This window comes from Microbacterium ginsengiterrae, assembly GCF_014205075.1.
GTDB classification, from domain to species: Bacteria; Actinomycetota; Actinomycetes; order Actinomycetales; family Microbacteriaceae; genus Microbacterium; species Microbacterium ginsengiterrae.
In genome coordinates, this window is the sequence record NZ_JACHMU010000001.1 from 2,900,321 (window position 1) to 2,918,853 (window position 18,533).

The window sequence follows — 18,533 nt, forward strand, 5'->3', positions numbered from 1 at the left end:
GGACCAGTCTACGAGCGCGAGCCTGAGCGGGATCCGGACGCGCGCGAGTACGCATCCGCGATCGCACCGAGCACGGCGTCGACATCGGCATCGGTGGACGTGCGCCCCAGCGTGAACCGCAGCACGCTGCGCGCGTCCTGTTCGCTGCCACCCATCGCCATGACGACGTGCGACGGTTCGGCGACGCCGGCCTGGCAGGCCGACCCGGTGGATGCCGCGACACCGGCCACATCGAGGAGGAACAGCAGGCTCTCCCCCACCGCACCCGGGAACAACAGATGCGCGTTGCCCGGCAGCCGGTCGACGGGGTCTCCGAGCAGGCGTGCGGCGGGCACCTCCGCGCGGACGCCGTCGATGAGGCGATCGCGGAGCGCACGCAGCCGCGCAGCCTCGGTCTTCCGCTCCGCCTCGGCCGCGACGAGAGCGGCGGCGAACGCCGCAGCGCCCGGCACATCCTGGGTTCCCGCACGCAGGCCACGCTGCTGCGCGCCGCCATGCAGGAGCGGCGCCATCCGTGCCGTTCGGGCGACGACCAGCGCACCCACTCCGACCGGCGCGCCGATCTTGTGCCCGGCGACGCTCAGAGCGACCAGTCCCACTCCCCCTCCGGCATCCGCACGCAGATCACGGAACGACAGCGGCACATGGCCGAGCGCGGCGACAGCATCCAGGTGCAGCGGAACCTCGGCGCCGGCGGAGGCTGCGGCGATCGCCGCGACGTCGTTGATCGTTCCGACCTCGTTGTTCGCGACGATCGCCGTCGCCAGCGCCGCTCCGCCGAGTGCGGCGCGGAACTCATCAAGGACGATCCCGCCCGTCGTGGAGATCGGCACCGCCCGGATCCGCGCCCCGTCCGCGGCGAGCGCGGCAGCCGTGTCCATCGTCGCGTGATGCTCTCCATCGGGCAGGACGACGGCGTCGGTGCCTTCCGGCCGCGATCGCCACAGCCCGACGAGGGCGGTGTTGATCGATTCCGTACCTCCCGACGTCAGCACGACCTCGATCGGATCGCAGCCGAGGACGGCGGCGATGCTCTCACGCGCGTCCTCGAGCAGCCGTCGAGCATCCTGGCCGGCACCATGCGTCGACGACGCGTTCCCGACGACGTCCGAGGCCGCCAACCATGCCTCGCGCGCCTCGGGGCGCAACGGGGTCGTGGCCGCATGGTCGAGATAGAACCGCATGCATCCACTCTCCCTCACTTCTGCGCTCTACGCTGTACACATGCCCGACTTCTCCGCGCCAGGCGGCGCCGTTCTCGACGACCTCGGAGTCCGACTTCACGACGGTGTGGCGACACTGCGTGTGTGGTCCAAGAACGCGTCGTCGGTCGAACTCGTCACCTTCGACGAGACGGACCTGGACTGGGTGACCGATCAGGTGGAGCTGGAGCGCCGCCCAGGTGGCGTGTGGGAGGTGACGACCCCCCTCCTGCAGCCGGGCACGCGGTACGCCCTCCGGGTCGGCGGACCGCACGGCCCCGGGAACACCTTCAATCCAGAGACGCTCCTGCTCGACCCGTACGCGCGCGGCCTCGCCGAAGGCGACGGCTATGCCGAGTGGCGGGCGGTCGTCATCGAGGACGGCTTCGACTGGGGCGGTGTGACCAAGCCGGCGGTTCCGCTCGATCGGACGGTCATCTACGAGGCGCACCTCAAGGGCATCACCAAACGTCACCCTGATGTCCCTCCTGCGCTGCACGGCACGTACGCCGGCCTCGCGCACCCGGCCATGATCGAGTACCTCCGAGAGATCGGTGTGACGACGATCGAGCTGCTCCCGATCCATGCGTTCGTCTCCGAGCCGCGGCTTCTCGAGCGGGGCCTGGCGAACTACTGGGGCTACAACACCCTGAACTTCTTCACCCCGCATGCGGCGTATGCCTCGGACGAGTCCCGCAAGCAGGGCCCTGAGGCCGTCCTCACGGAATTCAAGGGCATGGTCAAGCTGCTGCACGAGGCCGGCCTGGAGGTCGTCCTCGACGTCGTCTACAACCACACGTCGGAGGAGGGCCTGGGCGGACCGCGCTCCAGCTTCCGGGGCATCGACAACGCCAGCTACTACCGGCAGGACTCCTCCGGCGCCTACATCGACACCACGGGGGTCGGCAACACCCTGAACACCGCGACCGACGCTGCCGCGCGGCTCGTGCTCGACTCGCTGCGCTATTGGGCCAACGACATGCAGATCGACGGCTTCCGCTTCGATCTCGCCGCAGCCCTCGGGCGAGATGCCGGACACGAGTTCACGCGGGATCACCCGCTGCTCACGGCGATCCGCGATGACCCGGCGCTTCAGGGCGTGAAGCTCATCGCGGAACCGTGGGATGTCGGGTTGGGAGGCTGGCAGACCGGCAATTTCCCCGACGGATGGCTCGAGTGGAACGATCGCTACCGCGACCGGGTCCGCAACTTCTGGCTCAGCGACATCGACTACGCCCGTCGCGCGTCGGCGCCGGTGGGCATCGGCGGCTTCGCCACGAGGCTCGCCGGCTCGTCGAACACGTACAGCAAGGAACGAGGTCCCCTCGCCAGCATCAACTTCGTCACCGCGCACGACGGTTTCACGCTGCACGACCTCGTCACGTACGACGTCAAGCACAATGAGGCCAACGGCGAGGACAACAGGGACGGAGCGGACACCAACCGCTCCTTCAACCACGGTGTCGAGGGTCCGACCTCCGACCAGGGGGTCAACGCCGCACGCCGCAAGGCGATGCGCAACCTGCTCGGCACCCTGCTCCTGTCCGCCGGGATCCCCATGCTCACGGCAGGAGACGAGACCGGCCGCACCCAGGGCGGCAACAACAACGCCTACGCGCAGGATTCCGCGCTCACATGGGTGGACTGGGAGCACGAGCCGTGGCAGGAGGACCTGCGCGCCCATGTCTCCACCCTCACTCGACTCCGCAGGGAGAACGCAGCTCTGCGACCCAAGCGGTACGCACGGCGCGACGTGCACACTCCGCACGCATCGGTCATGGACTGGTACAACCAGTACGGCGAGATGATGGAGGAGTCGCAGTGGACCGACCCTGGCAACAGGACGTTGCAGTACTCGGCGGTCTCGACCCCCGTCGATGAGCGTCTGAACCGCATCCTGTTGATCGTGCACGGCACCGAGTCCCCCGTCGACGTCACACTGCCGACCTCGATCGATGGCGCCACCCGCTTCGTGTCGCTGTGGTCGAGTGCGGATGAACGGCCATCGGGCGAGCAGGAGGAGTTCGCTCCGGGCGACGTCATCCCCGTACCCGGCACCTCCATGCGGCTGTTCCGGGTCGAATGTCGTCGGCCTCCGACGACCGGTTCTCCCGAGCACCGCGGAGCGGTACATTCAGGGATGTGGCAGCTCGTTCCGGCACTCACCCCGCCCCGTTCCGCAGCCGATCGGAGATCCCGCTGCGATCGGGGCCCGACACGGCTGCCTCTGACACGCGCACGGGCCGCATCCCTCTCGCCGAACCGCGCCCCATCGCCCCTGACGGGTTCGCTCCGAAGGGGTTCGTCGGCGAGGTCGTCCCGTTCACCGTCGTCGCCTTCCGGGAAGGGCACGACCGCATCGGAGTGCATGTGCGCCTGACGGCGCCTGACGGCACGGTCTCGCTGCATCGCCTCGCGCCGCTCGCCGACGGCACCGATCGATGGACGGCCGAGATCGCACTGGATGCACTGGGCACATGGCACTACCGGTTCGAGGCGTTCGCCGACGACCACGCGACCTGGGCGCACGCCGCGACGGTGAAGACCGCCGCCGGAGTCGACATCGAACTCTCGGCGGCGCTCGGGCGCGAACTGTTCACACGTGCCGCCGAGGACACGTCCCGTCCGCGCGCGGAGCGCACCGCGCTCGTTCACGCCGCCACTCGCTTGCAGGATGCCGATGCGGCGACGACCGCCGAGATCGCGGTCGATCCCGCGCTCGCGGAGATCTTCGTTCGACGGCCGATCATGTCGCTGTCCTCGCAGACGGCCTCATACGCGATCGTGGTGGAGCGCACGACGGCCGCGGTCGGCGCCTGGTACGAGTTCTTCCCACGGTCGGAGGGGGCACGGCGACTCAAGGACGGCACGCTCAGGAGCGGGACCTTCCGCACCGCGGCGAAGAGTCTGCCGCGCGTGGCGGACATGGGATTCGACGTGCTCTACCTGCCCCCGATCCATCCGATCGGGCGCACCCACCGCAAGGGCCCGAACAACACCCTCGATGCCGGCCCCGCCGACCCCGGTTCCCCGTGGGCCATCGGCGCCGCCGAGGGCGGTCACGACGCCGTGCACCCCGACCTCGGCGCACTCGCTGACTTCCGCTTCTTCGTGCGGGAGGCGCGCAAGATCGGGATCGAGGTCGCGATCGACCTCGCTCTGCAGGCGTCCCCGGACCACCCGTGGGTCGCTGAGCATCCCGAATGGTTCACTGCGCTTCCGGACGGCGCGATCGCCTATGCGGAGAATCCGCCGAAAAAGTATCAGGACATCTACCCGCTGAACTTCGATCGCGACCCTGAGGGCCTGCGCGCCGAGATCCTCCGGATCGTCATGCACTGGATCGCGCAGGGCGTCAAGATCTTCCGTGTCGACAACCCGCACACCAAGCCGTTGCAGTTCTGGGAGTGGTTGATCGCCGAGGTGACGGCGGCGGAGCCGGACGCGGTCTTCCTCGCCGAGGCGTTCACGCGCCCAGCTCCCCTCCGCGCCCTCGCCGCCGTCGGCTTCCAGCAGAGCTACACCTACTTCACCTGGCGCAACACCAAACGCGAGCTCGAGGAGTTCCTCTCCGCACTCGCGACCGAGACGGCGGACTACCTCCGTCCGAACCTCTTCGTCAACACTCCCGACATCCTCACCGAGTACCTGCAGTTCGGTGGCAGGGCCGCGTACAAGATCCGCGCCGCGATCGCCGCCACGGCGGCCCCGACCTACGGCGTCTATGCGGGCTACGAACTGTTCGAGAACGTCGCGCGCCCAGGGTCGGAGGAGAACATCGACAACGAGAAGTACGAGTACAAGATCCGCGACTTCGCCGGGGCCGAGGCCGCGGGCGATTCCCTCGCTCCGTACCTGCGCCGACTGAACGAGATCCGCCGCGCACATCCGGCGCTGCGTCAGCTGCGGAACCTCGCCGTGCACTGGAGCGATGACGACGGCATCCTGGTCTACTCCAAGCACCTCGACGGCGCATTCACGGACACCGGTGCATCCGACACCGTCATCGTCGTGGCCAATGTCGACCCGCACTCCGTCCGCGAGACCACGGTGCACCTCGACACGCGGGTCTGGGGCGTCGAACCCGGCGACGCGTTCGAGGTCGAGGATCTCATCTCCGGCGCCGTCTGGACGTGGACCGATCACGACTACGTGCGCCTTGACGCCTTCTCCGAACCGGTCCACATCCTGCACGTGAGGTCACGCGCATGACCGGGGAACGCGACGGCGCGGAAACTGCGATGTGGGCGGCCGTCGCGGCAGGAGAGCACCACGCCCCGCACGACGTCCTCGGCCCCCACCCGTCCACGGATGCCGCCGGTCGCACCGCCACGACGATCAGGGCCCGCCGACCCCTCGCGGAGAGCGTCACAGCCGTCCTCAAGAACGGGACACGGGTCGAGCTGATTCATGCGGCGGACGGCATATGGGAGGGAACGCACCTCGGGGAACCGGTGCCCTACCGCCTCGCGACGGTCTACGACGGCTCGAACGAACGCGTGTCCGGCGATCCCTACCGGCACCTGCCGACAGTGGGCGAGCTCGACCTCCACCTCATCGCCGAGGGTCGGCACGAGAGACTGTGGGAGGTTCTCGGCGCCCACGTCCATCTTCTGGACGGCGAGGTGGGCGTCTCGTTCGCGGTCTGGGCGCCGAATGCGAGGGCCGTGCGGGTCGTCGGGGATCACAACGGCTGGAACAGTGAAGGTCACAGCATGCGCTCGATGGGATCGAGCGGCGTCTGGGAGCTGTTCATCCCCGGGGTGACTCCGGGAACGCTGTACAAGTTCCAGATCCTCACGCCGGACGGCGCATGGATCCTCAAGGCGGATCCCATGGCCCAGCGGACTCAGGTTCCTCCGGAGACCGCATCGGTCGTCCCGTTCTCCGCGTACAGCTGGAAGGACGGCGCGTGGATGACCCGTCGCGCCGCCACACATGCGGTGGCGCAGCCGATGAGCGTGTACGAGGTGCACCTCGGCTCGTGGCGCGGCGGTCTCGGCTACCGCGAGATCGCCGATCCCCTCATCGCGCACGTCACCGAGACAGGCTTCACGCACGTCGAGTTCATGCCGCTCGCCGAGCACCCGTTCGGCGGCTCATGGGGCTATCAGGTGACCGGCTATTACGCACCGACCGCGCGTTTCGGCACCCCCGACGACCTGCGCCACCTCATCGACCGACTGCATCAGGCCGGCATCGGCGTGATCCTCGACTGGGTGCCCGGCCACTTCCCGAAGGACGAGTTCGCCCTCGCCCGCTTCGACGGCCGTCCGCTCTACGAGCATCCGGATCCGCGGCGGGGCGAGCACCAGGACTGGGGCACCCTCATCTTCGACTACGGTCGGCCGGAGGTGCGCGGCTTCCTCGTCGCGAACGCTCTCTACTGGTTCGAGGAGTTCCATGTGGACGGGTTGCGCGTCGACGCCGTCGCCTCGATGCTCTATCTCGACTACTCGCGCCGTGAGGGCGAGTGGGAGCCGAACGTCCACGGCGGGCGGGAGAACCTCGAAGCGATCCGGTTCCTCCAGGAGGTCAACGCCGCCGCCTACCGCTCACACCCCGGCATCGTGATGATCGCCGAGGAGTCCACGAGCTTCCCCGGCGTCACCGCCCGCACGGATCAGGCCGGTCTCGGCTTCGGGTTCAAATGGAACATGGGCTGGATGAACGACTCTCTCCAGTACATCTCGCGGGACCCGCTGCACCGTGCCCACCACGAGGGCGAGATGACGTTCTCGTTCGTGTACGCATTCGGCGAGAACTACCTGCTGCCCATCAGCCATGACGAGGTCGTGCACGGCAAGGGCAGCCTCGTGTCCAAGATGCCGGGAGATCACGCCCACAAGCTCGCGAACGTCCGGGCCTATCTCGCGTACATGTGGGGCCACCCGGGAAAGAATCTGCTGTTCATGGGGCAGGAGTTCGGCCAGATCGCCGAGTGGGCCGAGGGCCGGCCGCTCGACTGGTGGCTGCTGGACCAGCCGCTCCATGCCCAGTTGCAGCGCTTCGTGGGCGCCATGAACCACGTCTACCGCTCCACGGCGCCATTGTGGGAGCGCGACGGCGACCGCAGCCGCTTCCGGCGTCTGGGCGCACCGCGGTGGGATCCGAGCGTGATCGCGTTCGAACGACGCGATCAGCATGGCGGACGCGTCGTGGTCGTCAGCAACTTCGCCGGCGTCGAGCGCCCCAATCTCGAACTCGATTTACCCGCCGCAGGCGTGTGGGACGAGATCCTCAACACGGACGCCTCCGAATACGGCGGCTCGGGGATCGGCAACTACGGCAGGGTCGCCGCCCACACCCCGGATGCCGGCGGGTCACCGACGACGCGGATCACCCTGGCCCCGCTGGCCACGCTGTGGCTGCGGCACCGGTCCGGCGGAACGGCCTAGAACAGCAACGACGAGAGACGATTCCGCGCAGCCGCCACCCGCGGGTCGTCGGCACCGATGAGGCCGAACAGCTCGACGAGCCGCTCTCGCACCGGGACTCGCTCCGCGGACGGGAGAACGGCGAACAGGTCGAGCAGACGACCGAAGGCGTCCTCGACGTGCCCGCCGGAGATGTCAAGATCGGCGACGGCGAACTGCGCCTCGACGTCCTGAGGCCGCGCGGCCGCGGCTGCCCGCGCCTCCTGGAGGTCGAGCCCCTGCACGCGATCGAGCAGACGCACCTGGCCGAGACCGGCACGCGCGTCATCATCGCGCGGGTTCTCGGCGAGGGCCTTCTCGTACGCGGCGATCGCCGCGGCGTAGTCGCCCTTCTCGATCGCCGCGAACGCCGCAGCGTGCAACGGCGGCAGGGGTGCCTCCTGCGGCTGTTCCTCAGCCTCGGCGGCCTGCCCCTCGCCGGCGGGAAGCGTTCCGGTCACGCCGTTCTGCGCGGCGACCTGCAGCAGTTGATCGAACACCTGCCGCACCTGCTCCTCGGGAACGGCGCCAGTGAACATCGGCACCGGCTGCCCGGCGACCAGAGCGACGACCATCGGGATCGACTGCGCGCGGAAGCTCTGCGCCAGCTGGGGGTTCGCGTCGACGTCGACCTTCGCGAGGAGGATCCGACCGCCGAGCTCGTTCGTGACCTTCTCCAGGATGGGGCTGAGCTGCTTGCACGGCCCGCACCACTCCGCCCAGAGGTCGACGACGACCGGGACAGTCCTGGAGAGCTCGAGCACCTGTCCGAAGGTCGCGTCCGTCACATCCACGACGAAGCCGTTCTGCGACGGTGCGCCCGCTGCTGCGCCCGCCGGAGCAGCGGCATCCGACGGCGCGGAGGGGCGGTTCCGCAAGGAGGACAGGTCGACGGCGCCGCGAAGTGCGGCAGGAGAGATATCGGTCATTTGATCACTTCCACGTTCAGAATGTCCTGGTGCACGGCGAGCAGGCGGATCTGCTCCGTCGACCCCTGGCTGGGCACGGAGAAGAACAGCTGCAGACCGTAGGTGGTGACGACGCCCTTCGATGCCTCTTCGGCGCCCGTCAACGTCTTCGCCTCGGCGTTGTCGCCGAACCGGATCACGGCGTCATCCGATGTCGGCGTGATCGACTCGCTGTCGACCAGCGACACCGCCACGATGGCGCCGCTGTCCAGGGTCGCCAACGCGACCGGAGGCTGGTCGGTCGGCTCGATGTCGAACGAAGCCGACGAGGTCTCCGCCGCACCGTTGTCGACGAGTGCCTGGGTGACGGCATCCCGACTGGAGATGATCGATTCGGCGAGGGCGATGGTGACCGGGTCGAACGCCGAGTAGTACTCGCTCTCCTCGCCGGAATCGACGACGTCCGCGAACGCGGCCGCGATCTCATCAGGCGCGAGGGTGAGGAAGGCTGCGGCGTTCTCGGTGATCACGCTCGTGCCGAGCCACGCGGGCGCGAGTTGCGGCACCTCGGTCGAGGCCTGCATCTCGGCGATGTCGGTCACCTTGTAGTCGGACCACGGGTCCGCCTGGGTCATCGTGAGGATCACGGGCGGAGCGGTGTCGTCGCTCTTGCTCTTGCTGAGCACGAGCACGGTGCGCGGCCAGGCATCGGTCGCCTGCGGAAGAAGGACCTCGATCGCATCGGTGGGGATCACCGCGGGCAGCGGCCGATCGGTGAGCGACTTGCGCAACGCGTAATCGGTCTTCCGGGCATCGAGAGCGAGACCCTCGAGGCGGGTCGCGGCCAGGTCGATGTCCATCGCGGCGTCCGCCTCCTCCAGCGTCGCCGAGATGTCCTGCAGGATGCGAGAGGCCTGCGCCTCCGTGACTGCCGGAGGCTTCTGGTTCTCCGGGGTGATGACGGTGGGGGTGGGCGTCGGAGTGGGGGTCGCCTCGCCGAACTGCGGCCAGGAGTCGCTGGAACACCCGGCGAAGAGCAGCCCGGCCAGGCCGAGTGCGGGCAGCACGAGCAGTCTGCGGCGCATCGGCGCGGCGCGGCGCTCGGTCTTCTCGGGTTTCTGCACCGTCGGCTCCTCAGCGGACTCCGGCGTCTCCGGTTCCGTTGCGGCCGGGTCCTGCTCCTCCTTCGGCGGGAGAGCCTCGCGGATCGTCGCTGAGTCGACCGCCAGGTCGATGGGCTCCGTCGCGGGCAGCGGCCCTGGGCCCTTACGGCGCGGACCACGGCCGCGCCGCTGATGGCGGATGGCGAGGACGTACATGACCAGACCGAACAGCAACACGGCCCCGCCGGCGGTGATGAGCGGTCCGACCCACGGGGTGGAAGTGTTCAGGGGCCAGGACACGACGATGTCGGACGGAGCGGGCTCCGTCCCGTCCTTTGCGATGAGCACGCTCATGCCCTCGGGAAGCTGCATGTCGGTGATCATCTGATCCTGCTCGACGAACGAGTCCAACCACAGGTCGGAGCCTTCCGGGTTACGACCCGGCTCCTCGGCATCGGCATCCGTCGATCCGTCCGCCGCGTCCGCGTCGGCCCCGTCCTCCTCGCCGGCGACGACCGTCGGCTCGACGACCGTGCTGACCGGCGCACCCTCGTCGTCGAGATCGATTGCGGTGTACGACGCGTCGGCGAGCCATGCCTGCATGTCAGCGGTGCGTCCGTACGCGGCGAAGATGTCGCCCTCGTCTCGGATGAGCAGCGTCTGCTGGCCGGGGTTCTCACGCAGGACGGCACCGTCGACGAGCACGAACGGTGTCGGCTCTTCGACGCTCAGCTCCATCTGCTGGACGGAAGGGCCCATGAAGATGGTTCGCTGAGCGATGCCTGCTCCGATGAGAAGCGTGGCCAGGACGAAGGCCACGACGGCCCACACGAAACGCACGAAATGACTCCTTACGCGACTCGGACGCTCGCCCGAGTCCCCGCTCGACGTTTCAGACTATCGAAACTGGCTGAGTGTTGACTACGAGGGGGCGCAGATCACCGGCACGTCGTAGATTCGGCATCCGAGCCTGCGACTACCCTGAGATCAGCCCTCCGGAGGAGAGAGATGAAACTCCACAACCCGTTCCGCACCGCGCTGGTGGCGACGCTCGGCGTCGGCCTCGGGATCCTCCTGATCGGAAGCATCGAGTCGCTGTCGACCGTCCTGCTGTACGTGGGCACCGCGCTGTTCATCAGCCTCGGCCTCGATCCGGTCATCTCCTTCCTGGAACGGCGCCGGCTGCCTCGCTGGCTGGCGGTGGTCATCACCCTCATCCTCGTCCTCGGGCTGTTCGCCGGGATCGTGCTGATCGTCCTGCCCGTGATCGTCGCCCAGATCACTCAGCTCATCGAACAGCTCCTCGAACTCATCAGCAGACCCACATTCCTGTCCGACGTCGAGGAGTGGGTCACCGGGCTGTTCCCGAACCTCGACATCGAGCGCGTGCTGGCCGAGAGCCAGGAGTGGATCATCGCCAACGTCGGCGACATCACCGGAAGCGTGATCAACGCCAGCGTCAACATCGTGACCGGCCTGTTCGGCGCATTCATCGTCCTCATCCTGACGATCTACCTCACCGCCTCCACACCTTCGCTGAAGCGCTCGGTGTACCAGCTCGTCCCCGCTTCCAAGCGCCCTCGCTTCATCGACCTCTCCGAGCAGATCACCGACTCGGTCGGTTACTACGTGATGGGACAGGTCACGCTCGGTGTCATCAACGGCATCCTCAGCGCCATCTACCTCAACATCATCGGTGCGCCGTTCGCCGCCGTGCTCGCCGTGACTGCGTTCTTCTTCTCGCTCATCCCCCTGGTCGGGACGCTCACCGGTTCGACGATCATCGTGCTCGTCTGCCTCATCCCGGGTCTCGGTTCCCCGGGTACGGCACTGGCAGCCGGGATCTACTACCTCATCTACATGCAGGTGGAGGCGTACCTGATCTCGCCGCGCATCATGAGCCGAGCCGTGGCCGTACCGGGTGCCGTGGTCGTCGTCGCCGCTCTCGCAGGAGGATCACTGCTCGGACTGCTCGGTGCGCTCATCGCGATCCCCGTCGCCGCGAGCATCCTGATCATCTACCGGCAGGTGCTCATTCCGCGGATGAACGAGCGGTAGGCCATTCGGTCGGCAGCGGCAGCGCATCGGGGTTGACCGCCGCGACGATCTCGGTGAGGACCCGCCGCGTCTGCGACTCCCCCACCCAGAGGTGTTTGCCGCCCTCGACGTCGATCTGTGTGAGGTGGGGAACCGAACGGAACCTCTCCCGTGCCGCATCAGGACGGAGGTAGTCGTCGAACTCGGGGATGAGCGCGATCATGCGGCGGTGATCCCCGGCCCAGGCGGCGACCTCCTCGTCCGTCGCCCTGTGCAACGGTGGCGAGAGGAGGATGACGCCTTCGACGTCGTGGTCCCTGCCGTACTTCAGAGCGAGCTCGGTGCCGAACGACCAGCCGACCAGCCAGGGGCGCGGAAGCCCGCGTTCCCTGACGAAGTCCATGGCGGCGGCGACGTCGAACTGCTCCGCCGCTCCCCCGTCGAACTGGCCCTGGCTCGTCCCGCGCGGCGATGTGGTCCCGCGGGTGTTGAAGCGCAGGACGGCGAGGTCGGCCAGGGCGGGCAGCCGAGCTGCGGACTTGCGGAGGATGTGCGAATCCATGAATCCGCCGGCGGTGGGCAGCGGGTGAAGGGTGACGAGGGTGGCGACCGGCTCCGCCTCCTCCGGCACGGCGAGCTCGCCCACCAGCGTGAGTCCGTCCGCCGTCGTCAGTTCGATGTCCTCCCGGTGCGCCGGGAGTTCGAGAGGTCCGCGTATCTCCATGTTCATGCCACCTTCCAGCAGTGCGTGTGCCAGTGCCGCCGCGCGGCGAGATCCGCCGCATCGCCCATCACGCCGTCCGCGCGCCAGATCACGAGGTGCGCGGTGCCAGGACTGATCGCTCCGTGACAGCCGGGGCAGGTGTACTCCTTGATCGCCTGTTGCCCGGAGACGGGCTGCACGTTCCATTCGCGGCCGTGTCGCGTCTCACTGCGCTTCCAGCCGGTCAGCAGGCGCTGGAATGACTCATCGGCGCCAGGGTCTTCCCGTCGCCTGCGGTTCGAGCGAGGCATGTGAAGGACTTACCACCAGTGGTTGGTGATCCAGAAGTCGTATGCCGCTCCCCAGCTGCCGTAGCGTCCGGTGGCGTAACCGTTGGCCCAGCGGAGGTTGTCGACCGGGTCGTAACCGTTGCCCGGGACCTTGCTGCACGGAAGAGCCTGCACGAGTCCACATGCGCCGGAGGAGCTGTTGGTGGCGTTGGGGTTCCACCCGCTCTCCTTGGAGACGATGTAGTCGACGTAACCCCAGTCGCCTGACGCGATCCCTGCCGCAGCCATCCATTCGGCCGGGGCTCCGCCTCCGGTGTAGAAGATCGGGCCACCGCCGCCCGAGGGCGCCGACCCGGACTCCTCCGCCGAGGCGACCTCCGGCTCGGGCTCGGGCTCGGGCTCCGGCGGCGGGGTCACGTAGACCTCGAAGCTGCCGCGCGCCACCGGCTCGATCGTCGCGCCGGACACCGTGACGGTGAGGTCCTGCGTGTCGGCGACGGCGAGAGAGAAGGGAGTCTCGATGTCGGCGTCCGGCTGCTCGGCCAGAGCCATTCCGGTCGGCGCGACGACCGCCGCAGCCAACGCGACCACCCCGAGAGCCGCGAGCGTTCCGCTCACGCCACGACGACGGGCAGCGCTCCTCCGTCTGGACGCGACGATCGACGCGCCTGCAGGCGTCACCGGAGCGGTGGCACGGCCGACGGGTTCGATCTCGGTTCCGGGAGTCACAATAGGCATCATTCTAATCAGGGGCGGCTGAGTTCACCATGAGAGCTCAACGCACGGCCAGGATCACGTCGATCGTGGCATCCAGGAGGGCATCGACCTGCTCCTCGCGATAGCCGCCACGCTGCATCCGGAACGCCGCGGAACGGAGCTGTTCGGCCGAGAGGTCGTCGCCGTCGCGCAGGTAGCGCACGATACGGCCCGCGACGTGGTCGACCTCATCCACCCGATACCCGAAGGTGAGGAAACCGGTGCGCGCGAACTTGTGTTTGCGACTGCGTGCGAGGTGATCGAGGATTTCCTGCGCCTTGGACCGCGCGTCGCCGACCCACGCCTCGACGCCCCCGCTGCGGACGACCTGCTCCCGCTGCCGTGCGGCGAACGCGTCCTCGATCCGACCGAGCGCCGCATCGACGTCGGCGACCGCGTAACCGTTCTTGATGAGGGGGAAGGAGGCGATGCGCACGTCGTACGCCGTCAGGCTCCCGTCGGACTCGAAGCTCTCCCGTGCCGCGGCGAGGAACGTGTCGACGGCAGCGGGGTGGTACCCGCGTTCGCGCCCCATCGTGATGCGGAAGGCGGACGGGCGCTGTTCGTCTCGCGCCGCGTCGTCCACGGTTTCGGAGGTCATGTCAGCACCGCCCAGGGAGATAGCAGGAAATAGAGGCTCAACGCGGGCACCGTGGAGGGGAGGATGCTGTCGAGCCGGTCGAGCAGCCCGCCGTGCCCTGGAAGCCAGGAGCTCATGTCCTTGATCCCGATGTCGCGCTTGATCATGGATTCGCCGAGATCGCCGAGGGTCGCGGACAGCAGGATGGCCAGCCCGAACACCACTCCGGCCCACCACGGCATCTCCAGCATGTACAGCGCCAACAAGACGCCGGCGGCGCCGGCGGCGATGACAGCCCCGCCGAAGCCCTCCCAGGTCTTCTTGGGGCTGATGCGAGGAGCCATGGGGTGCTTGCCGATCGCGACACCGGCCGTGTACGCCCCGGTGTCGGAGGCCACGGCGACGGCGATGAACGCCAATACCCACCACTGTCCGCCTTCCTGACGGAGCAGCATGAGAGCGAGGCTCGTGAGGAACGGCACGTAGATCTGGACGAAGCCACCGACCACGGCATCCGTGAGCACGTCGCCGTACGTCCGGCCGTCCTTGGCGAACATCTGTGCCACGAGGCGCCAGACGATCACGAAGACCACGGCGAACAGGAGGGTGACCCAGCTCAGCCACGCAGGAGCGAAATAGCCGGCCAGCACGAGCAGCACACCGACGCCGACCTGCGGGACGAGGTCGATGCGGCGGCCGGCCGCGCGCAGGGCCCGCGACAGCTCGAAGATCCCGAGCACCGCGATGCCCAGAGCGATCGGAACGAACAGCTCCTTGAAGAAAAGCAGCGACCCCAGCAGGACAGCACCGAAGGCGAGACCGACGAGCGTGGCGAGGATGAGGTCACGGCCCGTGCGCGCCTTGATGCGCTCATTGGCCTGGTCGAGGTGCTCCCTGGCCTGAGTGACGTTGGAGGCGAAATCTCCGCGGGCCTGCCGCAGTTGCTCGCGCATCGCCGCAGCGGACACCGGCACCGACTGGTGCGGAGCCGGCGCAGCGGCCGGCCGAGGCAGCGGCGGTCGCGGCGGGACCGCAGCCGGGTCCACAGGCGGAACCGGGATGGGATCGGCCCCGTTCGGGGTCGCCGAGTCGCGGGCCCCTCGCCGCCGCAACGGCTGCCCTTCGGCGTCTCCGATCGGATCGCTCATCCGGATCAGACCTCGAGGAGCTCGGTCTCTTTGCGCTTGAGCGCGTCGTCGATGAGGTCGACATGCTGACGAGTGAGAGCATCCAGCTCCTTCTCGCCGCGGGCGATCTCGTCCTCGCCGATCTCGCTCTTGAGCGCGTCGAGCTCGTCCTTCGCCTTGCGACGGATGCCGCGCAGGTGCACCTTCGCGTCCTCGCCCTTCGTGCGGACGAGCTTGACGTACTCCTTGCGGCGTTCTGCTGTGAGCTCAGGCATCGTGACGCGCACGATGTTGCCGTCGTTCGTCGGATTGGCGCCGAGATTCGGCATGTCGCGGATGGCCTGCTCGATCGCCTTGAGCGCCGACTTGTCGTACGGCGTGATGACCAGCGAGCGGGCCTCGGGGTTGGCCAGCGAGGCGAGCTGTGCGAGAGGTGTGGGCGAACCGTAGTAGTCGACCATCACCTTCTGGAACATCTGCGGGTTCGCCCGGCCGGTGCGCACAGTGGCGAAGTCCTCCTTCGCAGCATCGACGGCGCGCGACATGCGCGTGGTGGTTTCTGCGAGGACGTCCGCAATCACGGTGGCTCCTATCATCCGGGTGTTCGTGCAATTCTATCGGGGTGCCGGGTCGGCACCCTGTCATGACCGTCAGGCGGTGACGAGTGTGCCGATCGGCTCACCCAGCAGCGCGCGCGTCACGTTGCCCGCCGGCTCCATCCCGAACACGCGCATGTCCATGTTGTTGTCCATGCAGAGGCTGAAGGCGGTCGAGTCCACGACCTTGAGACCGCGCTGCAGCGCGTCGCGGTACGTGACCGTGTCGATACGCGTGGCGGACGAGTCCTTGTTCGGGTCGGCGGTGTAGACCGCGTCGACGCCGTTCTTGGCGACGAGCACCTCCTGCGCACCGATCTCCAGGGCACGCTGAGCGGCGACCGTGTCGGTGGAGAAGTAGGGCAGGCCGGCGCCGGCGCCGAAGATGACGACGCGTCCCTTCTCCATGTGGCGCTCCGCGCGCAGCGGGATGTACGGTTCGGCGACCTGCGTCATCGAGATGGCGGACTGGACGCGGGTCGGGGCTCCGGCCTGCTCGAGGAAGTCCTGCAGCGCGAGGGCGTTCATCACGGTGCCGAGCATGCCCATGTAGTCCGCGCGCCCGCGGTCCATGCCGCGCTGGCTGAGCTCCGCGCCGCGGAAGAAGTTCCCTCCGCCGACGACGATGGCGATCTCGACCTCCGAGACTGCCGCGGCGATGTCCCGCGCGATCTGGCTGACGACATCGGGGTTGACGCCGAGCTGTCCTGCGCCGAATGCCTCCCCGGAGAGCTTGAGAAGGACGCGGCGGCGTCGGGTGCGTTCAGTCATGGGTGAGTCCTCTCGTCCGGATTCAAGATAGTGCCTTCTGGGCATGAAGAAGGGGTTCGGACCCGAGTGGATCCGAACCCCTTCTGAATTGCTACGCGCCGACCTTGAAGCGCGCGAAGTCCGTCACGGTTATCCCGGCGTCCTTCGCCACCTGGGCGACAGAGAGCTTGTTGTCCTTCGCGTAGTCCTGCTCGAGCAGGGCGACCTGCTTGATGAACGCGGACACGCGACCCTCGACGATCTTGGGCAGTGCCGCTTCCGGCTTGCCCTCGTTGCGGGAGATCTCGGTGACGATCTCGCGCTCCTTCTCGACGGCCTCGGCCGGAACGTCCTCACGGCTGAGGTACGACGGGTTGGCGAACGAGATGTGCTGGGCGATGCTGCGCGCGGTCGCGGCGTCGTCACCCGTGTAGGCGACGACGACACCGATCTGCGGGGGCAGGTCCTTGCTCGTGCGGTGCATGTACACCTCGACGGCGTCACCGGTGACGGTGCGGACCTGACGCAGTTCGACCTTCTCGCCGATGATGGCTGCCTCGTCGGAGATCAGCTCTCCGACGGTCTGGCTGCCGGCGGAAGCGGCCAGGGCGTCCTCGACCGTGTTCGCCTTGGCGGCGGCTGCGGCGTCGGCGACCTTGTCGGCCAGGGCGATGAAGCGGTCGTTCTTCGCGACGAAGTCGGTCTCGCACGCGAGCTCGATCAGCGTGACGCCGCCGTCCAGCTCGCGAGAGACGACGAGGCCCTCGCTGGTGGAGCGGTCAGCGCGCTTGGCGTTGCCCTTGGCGCCCTTGAGTCGAAGGATCTCGACCGCCTTCTCGCGGTCTCCCTCGGCCTCCTCGAGCGCCTTCTTCGTGTCGACCATTCCGGTGCCGAGCTGCTCACGCAGCGCCTTGATGTCTGCGATGGTGAAGTTGGCCATGTGTGGTGGCTCCTTGCTTCGTAGGGGTGGGTACGCGGATTACTTGGCGTCAGCCGCGGCTTCGCCGGCTGCGTCAGCAGCGGACTCGTCGATGACGGTCTCCTGCTCAGCGGCCTTCTCCGCAGCGTCTGCCTTGTCGGCTGCCGCGTCAGCGGGCGTCTCAGCGGACTCTTCCACGTTGGTGGATTCCTCGGCGGGCGTCTGGAGGAGTTCGGCCTCCCACTCGGCCAGCGGCTCGGCGTCGCCCGACTCGGGGTTGTGCTTCTGCTGCAGGCCCTCGGCGGCGGCGTCGGCGATGATGCGCGTCAGCAGCGAGACGGAGCGGATCGCGTCGTCGTTGCCGGGGATCGGGTACTGGAAGTCGTCCGGGTCCGCGTTGGTGTCGAGGATGCCGATCACCGGGATGCCGAGCTTCTTGGCCTCGTCGATCGCAAGGTGCTCGCGCTTGGCGTCGACGACCCACAGAGCCGAGGGGGTCTTGGTGAGGTTGCGGATACCGCCGAGCGACTTGTGCAGCTTGTCGAGCTCGCGCTTCTTGAGCAGCAGCTCCTTCTTGGTGAAGCCGGAGGCCGCGGGGTTCTCGTAGTCGAGCTCCTCGAGCTCCTTCATGCGAGCCAGACGCTTGGCGATGGTCTGGAAGTTCGTGAGGAGGCCGCCCAGCCAGCGCTGGTTCACGTACGGCTGACCGACGCGCGTCGCCTGCTCGGCGAGGATCTCCTGCGCCTGCTTCTTGGTGCCGACGAAGAGGATCGTGCCACCACGGGCGACGGTCTCCTTGACGAAGTCGTAGGCGCTGTCGATGTAGCCCAGCGACTGCTGCAGGTCGATGATGTGGATGCCGCTGCGCTCGGTGAGGATGAAGCGCTTGACCTTCGGGTTCCACCGACGGGTCTGGTGTCCGAAGTGCACGCCGCTGTCGAGCAGCTGGCGAATGGTGACCACAGCCATGGTCTTCTCCTGGTTCTGGCGCTTTCGCGCCTGTTGAGGTTGATTCCGCCGGTCAGACGACCGACGAGCCTGGTGCCCGGCGCACACCCACCTGCTCTTGCGAGCAGGACCTGAGGGAGTGATGCCACGACGTCATCCGTGGGGAGTTCGGTCGCTTTGGGCACGCGTAGTCACCCC

Annotated in this window: 16 protein-coding genes; 4 read left to right on the forward strand and 12 right to left on the reverse strand. The window is 68.0% G+C overall.

Features of this window, described 5'->3' with window-relative positions; all coding sequences use genetic code 11:
* Positions 1-8: 8 nt before the first annotated feature.
* Positions 9-1,184 carry a cysteine desulfurase family protein gene (locus tag HD600_RS14095; protein ID WP_184284399.1) on the reverse strand — a complete coding sequence of 392 codons (1,176 nt, stop codon included), beginning with the start codon at positions 1,182-1,184 and terminating at the stop codon, positions 9-11.
* Between the two features lie 40 nt (positions 1,185-1,224).
* On the opposite strand from HD600_RS14095, the gene glgX reads away from it, so the two are divergent.
* The 3 genes from glgX to glgB are packed head-to-tail and all read left to right on the forward strand — an operon-like array spanning position 1,225 to position 7,600.
* Positions 1,225-3,582, forward strand: a complete 2,358-nt coding sequence (gene glgX / locus HD600_RS14100; protein WP_338402248.1) for a glycogen debranching protein GlgX — start codon at positions 1,225-1,227, stop codon at positions 3,580-3,582.
* Positions 3,474-5,414 (forward strand): alpha-1,4-glucan--maltose-1-phosphate maltosyltransferase, encoded by a 1,941-nt coding sequence (locus tag HD600_RS14105; protein WP_338402262.1) that lies wholly within the window; start codon positions 3,474-3,476, stop codon positions 5,412-5,414. Before glgX ends, HD600_RS14105 begins: the two co-directional genes overlap by 109 nt.
* The gene (glgB, locus tag HD600_RS14110; RefSeq protein WP_184284403.1) at positions 5,411-7,600 is read left to right on the forward strand and encodes a 1,4-alpha-glucan branching protein GlgB; all 2,190 of its coding nucleotides are present in this window, start codon (positions 5,411-5,413) and stop codon (positions 7,598-7,600) included. Before HD600_RS14105 ends, glgB begins: the two co-directional genes overlap by 4 nt.
* Here glgB and HD600_RS14115 read toward each other — a convergent pair.
* Together HD600_RS14115 and HD600_RS14120 are read right to left on the reverse strand one after the other, a co-directional pair.
* Positions 7,597-8,547 (reverse strand): tetratricopeptide repeat protein, encoded by a 951-nt coding sequence (locus HD600_RS14115; RefSeq protein WP_144796327.1) that lies wholly within the window; start codon positions 8,545-8,547, stop codon positions 7,597-7,599. The genes glgB and HD600_RS14115 overlap by 4 nt on opposite strands.
* Positions 8,544-10,469, reverse strand: coding sequence for a DUF8094 domain-containing protein (locus HD600_RS14120; protein ID WP_184284405.1), 1,926 nt, complete (start codon positions 10,467-10,469; stop codon positions 8,544-8,546). The genes HD600_RS14115 and HD600_RS14120 overlap by 4 nt, the downstream gene beginning before the upstream one ends.
* A 168-nt stretch (positions 10,470-10,637) precedes the next feature.
* On the opposite strand from HD600_RS14120, the gene HD600_RS14125 reads away from it, so the two are divergent.
* Positions 10,638-11,687, forward strand: coding sequence for an AI-2E family transporter (locus HD600_RS14125; protein WP_144796331.1), 1,050 nt, complete (start codon positions 10,638-10,640; stop codon positions 11,685-11,687).
* Here the strand turns inward: HD600_RS14125 and HD600_RS14130 are convergent.
* The 9 genes from HD600_RS14130 to rpsB all read right to left on the reverse strand — a co-directional run bounded on the left by HD600_RS14130 (position 11,662) and on the right by rpsB (position 18,356).
* The gene (locus tag HD600_RS14130; protein WP_184284869.1) at positions 11,662-12,390 is read right to left on the reverse strand and encodes an alpha/beta hydrolase; all 729 of its coding nucleotides are present in this window, start codon (positions 12,388-12,390) and stop codon (positions 11,662-11,664) included. The two genes, HD600_RS14125 and HD600_RS14130, sit on opposite strands and share 26 nt — an antisense overlap.
* Positions 12,391-12,392: 2 nt before the next feature.
* A complete protein-coding gene (locus HD600_RS14135) occupies positions 12,393-12,680 on the reverse strand; it encodes a hypothetical protein (protein ID WP_184284407.1) in 288 nt (95 codons plus the stop codon).
* Positions 12,681-12,689: 9 nt separating this feature from the next.
* On the reverse strand, positions 12,690-13,388 hold the full coding sequence (locus HD600_RS14140; protein ID WP_260980510.1) for a lytic transglycosylase domain-containing protein: 699 nt from the start codon (positions 13,386-13,388) through the stop codon (positions 12,690-12,692).
* A gap of 46 nt (positions 13,389-13,434) precedes the next feature.
* Positions 13,435-14,016 carry a DivIVA domain-containing protein gene (locus tag HD600_RS14145; protein WP_184284409.1) on the reverse strand — a complete coding sequence of 194 codons (582 nt, stop codon included), beginning with the start codon at positions 14,014-14,016 and terminating at the stop codon, positions 13,435-13,437.
* Complete coding sequence (locus HD600_RS14150; RefSeq protein WP_184284411.1) at positions 14,013-15,143, reverse strand: phosphatidate cytidylyltransferase; 1,131 nt, start codon at positions 15,141-15,143, stop codon at positions 14,013-14,015. The genes HD600_RS14145 and HD600_RS14150 overlap by 4 nt, the downstream gene beginning before the upstream one ends.
* 5 nt (positions 15,144-15,148) lie before the next feature.
* On the reverse strand, positions 15,149-15,703 hold the full coding sequence (frr, locus tag HD600_RS14155; RefSeq protein WP_144796339.1) for a ribosome recycling factor: 555 nt from the start codon (positions 15,701-15,703) through the stop codon (positions 15,149-15,151).
* A gap of 69 nt (positions 15,704-15,772) precedes the next feature.
* A complete protein-coding gene (gene pyrH, locus HD600_RS14160; protein ID WP_144796341.1) occupies positions 15,773-16,489 on the reverse strand; it encodes a UMP kinase in 717 nt (238 codons plus the stop codon).
* A 91-nt stretch (positions 16,490-16,580) separates the two neighbouring features.
* A complete protein-coding gene (gene tsf / locus HD600_RS14165; protein WP_144796343.1) occupies positions 16,581-17,408 on the reverse strand; it encodes a translation elongation factor Ts in 828 nt (275 codons plus the stop codon).
* 39 nt (positions 17,409-17,447) lie between these two features.
* Complete coding sequence (rpsB, locus tag HD600_RS14170) at positions 17,448-18,356, reverse strand: 30S ribosomal protein S2 (protein ID WP_144796345.1); 909 nt, start codon at positions 18,354-18,356, stop codon at positions 17,448-17,450.
* Between the last annotated feature and the right edge of the window lie 177 nt (positions 18,357-18,533).

Bases quoted from the DNA above. Each gene is read 5' to 3' on its own strand.
- HD600_RS14130 (WP_184284869.1), bottom strand. From the start codon at position 12,390: ATGGAGATACGCGGACCTCTCGAACTCCCGGCGCACCGGGAGGACATC.
- glgB (WP_184284403.1), top strand. From the start codon at position 5,411: ATGACCGGGGAACGCGACGGCGCGGAAACTGCGATGTGGGCGGCCGTC.
- HD600_RS14115 (WP_144796327.1), bottom strand. From the start codon at position 8,547: ATGACCGATATCTCTCCTGCCGCACTTCGCGGCGCCGTCGACCTGTCC.
- HD600_RS14125 (WP_144796331.1), top strand. From the start codon at position 10,638: ATGAAACTCCACAACCCGTTCCGCACCGCGCTGGTGGCGACGCTCGGC.
- glgX (WP_338402248.1), top strand. From the start codon at position 1,225: ATGCCCGACTTCTCCGCGCCAGGCGGCGCCGTTCTCGACGACCTCGGA.
- rpsB (WP_144796345.1), bottom strand. From the start codon at position 18,356: ATGGCTGTGGTCACCATTCGCCAGCTGCTCGACAGCGGCGTGCACTTC.
- HD600_RS14095 (WP_184284399.1), bottom strand. From the start codon at position 1,184: ATGCGGTTCTATCTCGACCATGCGGCCACGACCCCGTTGCGCCCCGAG.
- pyrH (WP_144796341.1), bottom strand. From the start codon at position 16,489: ATGACTGAACGCACCCGACGCCGCCGCGTCCTTCTCAAGCTCTCCGGG.
- HD600_RS14135 (WP_184284407.1), bottom strand. From the start codon at position 12,680: ATGCCTCGCTCGAACCGCAGGCGACGGGAAGACCCTGGCGCCGATGAG.
- tsf (WP_144796343.1), bottom strand. From the start codon at position 17,408: ATGGCCAACTTCACCATCGCAGACATCAAGGCGCTGCGTGAGCAGCTC.
- HD600_RS14145 (WP_184284409.1), bottom strand. From the start codon at position 14,016: ATGACCTCCGAAACCGTGGACGACGCGGCGCGAGACGAACAGCGCCCG.
- HD600_RS14150 (WP_184284411.1), bottom strand. From the start codon at position 15,143: ATGAGCGATCCGATCGGAGACGCCGAAGGGCAGCCGTTGCGGCGGCGA.